Here is a 3,894-nt window from a genome sequence, read left to right as displayed (position 1 = left end):
AAGTCCAGCGTGTCTACCACTTCCACCACTCGAGCGTGATATAGAGCGAAAAACGGGGTTCGAACCCGCGACCTCAACCTTGGCAAGGTTGCGCTCTACCAACTGAGCTATTTTCGCATTATGATTCTTTAAAGATCGTCGCTTTACTTCCGTATTGCGAGTGCAAATATAGAACGAATTTCTTTATCTCCAAACATTCTAAAGAAAAAAAATACATTTATTTTTTAAGCATTTGATTATCAAAAACTAAACAGATTACATTTTTTCAAAATAAAAGGCAGGCCTTATATAGCCTGCCTTCCTCTAGTTTATTTTGACACTAATCTTTTCAATTCATTAAGCTTCATCATTGCTTCAATAGGAGTCAAAGAGTTGATATCCGTTTGGAGTATTTCTTGTTTTAACTCCTCTAGTAAAGGGTCGTCAAGATTAAAAAAGCTCAACTGAAGATCTTGTTCTACAGGTGTCAACTTAGAATCTTCTTTTTTATGTCCTTTCTCCAATTGCTTAAGCATTTTTTCTGCTCTATTAATTACTGTCTTCGGCATTCCCGCCATCTTAGCCACATGAATACCAAAACTATGCGCACTACCGCCAGGAACCAATTTACGTATAAATAGCACAGTCTCTTTTAATTCTTTTACGGAGACATTAAAATTCTTAACTCCATCAAAGTGTTCTTGCATATCATTTAATTCGTGATAATGCGTCGCAAACAGAGTTTTAGGTTTTGTTGGATGCTCATGTAAATATTCTGCAATTGCCCAAGCGATAGATATACCATCATATGTACTCGTTCCTCTACCAATCTCATCTAATAATACTAAACTTCGATTCGATATATTATTCAAAATAGAGGCAGTTTCATTCATTTCTACCATGAACGTTGACTCACCCATCGAAATGTTATCCGAAGCACCAACACGTGTAAATATCTTGTCCACTACTCCCATACGTACCTCTCTAGCTGGAACGAAACTCCCCATCTGCGCCAATAACACAATAAGAGCTGTTTGTCTTAAAATAGCTGACTTACCAGACATATTAGGTCCTGTAATCATGATAATTTGCTGATTATCATTATTTAAATAAACATCATTCGCAATATAAGGAACATCGTGAGGCAGCTGCTTTTCAATAACTGGATGGCGCCCATCTTTAATATCTAGATCAAATGATTCATCAATCTGTGGTTTAACATAGTTATTATCTATTGCTAATTGAGCAAAAGAAGCCAAGCAGTCTAACTGTGCAATAAGACCAGCGTTCAATTGTACTGGTTTAATATATTGCGCACACCAATTGACAAACTCTTCATACAAAGCATTCTCAAGCTTATATATCTTCTCTTCTGCACCTAAAATCTTACTTTCATACTCCTTAAGCTCTTCTGTTATATAACGCTCTGCATTGACCAACGTTTGTTTTCTAATCCAATTTTCGGGTACTTTATCCTTATGAGTATTTCTCACTTCTATATAATACCCAAATACATTGTTAAAAGCTACTTTAAGTGATGGAATTCCCGTATTTTGACTCTCTCTTAATTCCAAAGCATCTAAAAATGCTTTGCCTGAATGTGATATATTCCTTAACTCATCAAGTTCCTGATTGATACCTGTTGCGATTGCATTACCCTTTGTTATGGAGACGGGAGCATCAGCATGTATCGTATGTGCAATACGCTCTCTTAATAAACTACAATCGTGTAAGGCATCTCCTATAGTTTTTAAAGCAACATTATCACTTTTTAAGGCTTGTTCTTTTATAGGAATTATTGCATCTAACGAGTCCCGCAAGTAGATAAGTTCACGAGGAGATACTTTGCCCATTGCTATTTTAGATGTCAAACGCTCTAGATCTGATATTTGCTTGATTTGCTTTTGAAATCCGTTTAAAAGTATATCATTCTCTTTTAGTTCATCAACAATATCATGTCTCTCTACAATGCGTTTACTATTTTTAAGCGGAAGAGCGAGCCAACGCTTAAGCAAACGTCCTCCCATCGGAGAAATTGTTTTGTCTATAACATTCAGTAATGTAGTTGCATTAGAATTTGTACTGTTGTACAACTCTAAATTGCGTATCGTAAATCGATCCATCCATACATAAGCATCTTCCGCTATGCGTTGAATAGTACTGATGTGTTCTACTCTAGTATGTTGTGTTTCGGATAGATAATAAAGAATAGCTCCACAAGCGATAATACCCTCTTCTAAATCTTCTACACCATACCCCTTTAAAGATTTTGTTTTAAAGTGATTGGTCAGTGATTCAAGAGCATAATCTTCTTTAAAAATCCAATCATCTAAAAAGAATAAATTATACGTATTACCGAAAGCCTCTTGAAATTTTAATTTATTATTCTTTTGCACTAATACTTCACTCGGAGCAAAGTTTTGTAATAGTTTATCAATATATTCAACATCTCCTTCTGATGTTAAAAATTCTCCTGTTGATACATCTAAGAAGGAAATTCCTAAGCTCTTTTTAGCAAAGTGAATAGCACATAAAAAGTTATTCGCTTTAGAACTAAGCACCTCATCGTTTAAGGCAACACCAGGTGTAACAAGCTCAGTTACTCCTCTTTTTACAATTGTCTTAGTTGCTTTAGGATCTTCCAATTGATCACAAATAGCAACCCTTAATCCAGCTTTAACTAACTTAGGTAAATAAACATTGATAGAATGATGAGGAAATCCTGCTAATTCAATTTCACTAGCAGTTCCTGGAGATCTTTTAGTTAGAGTAATCCCTAATATATTTGCAGTTCGAATAGCATCCTCTCCAAATGTTTCATAGAAGTCACCAACTCTGAACAATAAACACGCATCAGGATATTTAGCCTTAATATCATTGTATTGTTTCATTAAAGGTGTTTCTTTTGGAGCTTTAGCTTTTGCCGCCATACTGTCTTTCTTTTTGTGATTTGTACAAATATAAGACAGAAATTGTAATGACTAATTTCTTTGCTCTAAGAATTGAATTAGATTACCCAATGCCAATTTTTACTCCAACGATATAAACAATAAAAACTTAAAGAAATCAATAAAGGAAGAGGGTATAGAATAATCATTTCTTATGTATAGACAATAAATTCGCTACAAACTTTTAACTATTAAAGTTGTTTTAAAGGAATCCCATAGTGCCGTTTAAGTCCTCGAATAATTGGTGAAGTCAATACCGTAATTAATAATCCTATAAGACAGCCAACTGTTACCGATAAGGTACGAATAATTGGGGTGATTTCAATTCCCATATCAGTTGTATGCGGTTGAATCAATATAATCAAAAGAGCAACTAATGCTACCCTAGCCATATTTAGTATTTTAAATAAATAACAGGTAAGAATAGTAATAAGAATTCCAAGAAAACAAATCCAAAAAGTTAAATTAGGTTCTATTTCTAGGCATATTAATCCAGCAATAGAACCTACTAAATTAGACTTGAATCGCTCTACAGATAACTTCTTTGAATTAGCACCTTCAGGGGATATAACCAGCATAATAGAGATAATTGTCCATATTAACTGATAATCTGGATATTTAATTAACAGTCCATACCCTATCGCTAAACCAATTGTACAGCGTATAATATAGATAATTACAGGAGAGGTTATTACTCTAATTACTAGTTTCGAAAGCATATAATTAACAAATAAGCCTACAAAAATACTTGTATTTACACCAGTAATCAACATATTATACCGTTTTATGTTGAAAATAACATTTAAACTGTAGTAAAACAGAAATACGATATACTACAAAGAGAAATTATGATAGAAATATAGTACAGCCTATTTTCTTTATTTTTTTTCTTAGGTATATTAGGAATAAAATACTTGGAAAAATAATTAAAGCGTGAATTCAAGTTATAAATGCAACATTAGTCATT

The 3,894-nt window shown here is 33.5% G+C and carries 2 protein-coding genes and 1 tRNA gene; all 3 read right to left on the bottom strand.

What is annotated here, in order from left to right; all coding sequences use genetic code 11:
- Positions 1 to 44: 44 nt before the first annotated feature.
- Positions 45 to 117: transfer RNA gene (locus GJV77_RS14465), tRNA-Gly, on the bottom strand.
- A gap of 191 nt (positions 118 to 308) precedes the next feature.
- Positions 309 to 2,909, bottom strand: a complete 2,601-nt coding sequence (gene mutS / locus GJV77_RS14460; protein WP_155037040.1) for a DNA mismatch repair protein MutS — start codon at positions 2,907 to 2,909, stop codon at positions 309 to 311.
- 209 nt (positions 2,910 to 3,118) lie between these two features.
- Complete coding sequence (locus GJV77_RS14455) at positions 3,119 to 3,700, bottom strand: FUSC family protein (protein WP_240142898.1); 582 nt, start codon at positions 3,698 to 3,700, stop codon at positions 3,119 to 3,121.
- Positions 3,701 to 3,894 lie beyond the last annotated feature (194 nt).

Origin of the sequence: Myroides pelagicus, assembly GCF_009711055.1 — a bacterium.
Taxonomy (GTDB): Bacteria; Bacteroidota; Bacteroidia; order Flavobacteriales; family Flavobacteriaceae; genus Flavobacterium; species Flavobacterium pelagicum.
Note: the sequence above shows the minus strand (reverse complement) of the source record. Positions and strands in the feature narration are given on the sequence as shown.

Bases quoted from the DNA above. Each gene is read 5' to 3' on its own strand.
- mutS (WP_155037040.1), bottom strand. From the start codon at position 2,909: ATGGCGGCAAAAGCTAAAGCTCCAAAAGAAACACCTTTAATGAAACAA.
- GJV77_RS14455 (WP_240142898.1), bottom strand. From the start codon at position 3,700: ATGTTGATTACTGGTGTAAATACAAGTATTTTTGTAGGCTTATTTGTT.